The 1828-nt window shown below is 65.0% G+C and carries 2 protein-coding genes; both read left to right on the forward strand.

Going from position 1 to position 1828, the window contains the following annotated elements; genetic code table 11:
- Positions 1 to 1629, forward strand: a 1629-nt coding sequence (locus Q0H50_RS09430; protein ID WP_294421700.1) for a hypothetical protein, incomplete at its 5' end; no start/stop codon positions are given.
- A partial coding sequence (locus Q0H50_RS09435; RefSeq protein WP_294421701.1) for a hypothetical protein occupies positions 1629 to 1828 on the forward strand: 200 nt, incomplete at its 3' end. The genes Q0H50_RS09430 and Q0H50_RS09435, both read left to right, overlap by 1 nt.

Below are 1828 nucleotides of genomic sequence, written 5' to 3' on the forward strand. Positions count from 1 at the left end.
CTAGCAGCCTGGGGGTTCACCATCCACCTGCGCTGCTCGGATGCGCTCATCGCGCGCTACCTGAAGGCCAACGCCGCCCTGTGCGTCGCCTGGCTGCTCATCGTCACGCTGAAATACCAAACCGGCAACGACCACCTGGTCTCCATCATGTGGTACCTGTATTACGTGCCCATGCTGCTGACCGGCACGTTCAGCCTGTTCAGCGCCATGCGCGCCTCGGCGCTCGACCGCATGCCCATCACAAGCTACGCGAAACGGGCCGTGCTGGCCATCGATGCGGCGCTGATCGCGCTCGTGTTGACGAACAACCTCCATCACGTGGTGTTCCGCTTCTCGTTCGACGACCCGCTGTGGTCGGGCAGCTACACGTACGGCCCTGGGTATTGGGTGGTGCTCGGCTGGATGATTGTGCAGATCATGCTGTTCTTCGCCTGCTCGTTCGCCGCTGCCCGCAAGCAGCTGCGCAGCGCGTTCGCCCCGATGGCCCTTGTCGTGGGCGTGCTGGGGGTGTACACGGTGCTCTATATCCTGCGGTTCCTGATCGGATCCAACCTTGCGCTCGTGTACAGCATTCTGCTGATATCCTGCCTTGAGATAGCGCTTGACCTGGGAATACTCCCTTCGTACTACTGGCGCGAGTCGATGTTTTCCGCGCTTCCGTTCAACCTGCGCATCCTTTCGCGCAGCGGCGAGGTGGCGCTGCACACCGCGCAGTTCCAGCCAAGCGACGGAGACGACGCGCTGCATTCCATGTTCCTGCTCTCCGACCTTCCACGCGGAAGCATCTCGAGCTTCCGCACCACGGCGGTCCCCCATACGCTGTTCAGAGGTTACAACGTCACGGGCGGGTCGGCGCTGCTGGCCGAGGACGTCACCGCCATCGACGAGCGGCGCGAAACGCTCGAGCAGCGAAGGAGCAGCCTGCGGGCGCACAACGAGCTGCTGAAGCATCGCCACGCCATCGACAGCGTGCTGTACCGCACGCAGCAAGAGCGCGCGCTGGTCGACGAGATCGAGCAGACGCTTGCGGCCAAGACCCGCCGCATCGACGAACTGCTCTCCGACCTCCCCCGCGGCAACGACCCGCAAAGCTTGGCGAAGCGGCGCGAGCGGCTCACCGAGGTTAAGCTGCTCATCGCGTATTGCAAGCGCAAGGGCGGCCTGGTGCTGGCCGGGAAAAGCGACCCGGCGTTCAACCGCGAGCGCCTTCAGCTGGTGTTCAACGAAACGGCCGCCGACCTGCGCACTTTGGGCATCGACTGCGCCGCGCTCGTGGACGCCAAACGCGTGCTGCCCGCCTCCACGGTTAGCGTGCTCTACGACTGCCTGTACGATTTCGCGGCGGCGGCGTTCGCGGCGAGCAACCCCATCCTCATGCTGTTCGTCAGCGACAAGGCCGAAGCTGGCGAAGCGGCGGACGAAGGGGCGACCGCAAGTCGGCAGCGCCGCGTCGTGGAGTTGCGCGCTGCCCTGGAAGCCGAGGAGTCGGCGCAAACCGAAGGCTACACGCGCTCTCTTGAGGAGCTGCGCCGGATCCTCGAGCGCCGCGCCGTCCGTTTCTCCCTTGACGTCGCGCCCGGTGGCGCGACGCTTGCCGTGCAAGTAAGCGAAGGCGAAGGGGTGGCGTGATGGAAGAGCTGCTGTTCATCAAGATTCCCGTGGTCGCAACGCTTACGGCGGCGTTCTTCCTGCTGAGCGCCGCGCAGACGTTGCACGCGCTGTTCCTGGCCGCGCGCAAAAACGCCCGCCCTGTATCGGCGGCCACCGTGTACGAGGCGCTGCTGGTGGTGCATCTGTACCTGGCAACCGCCACCATGCTGTCGGCATA

Source organism: uncultured Senegalimassilia sp., from assembly GCF_934632265.1.
Lineage (GTDB): Bacteria > Actinomycetota > Coriobacteriia > Coriobacteriales > Eggerthellaceae > Senegalimassilia.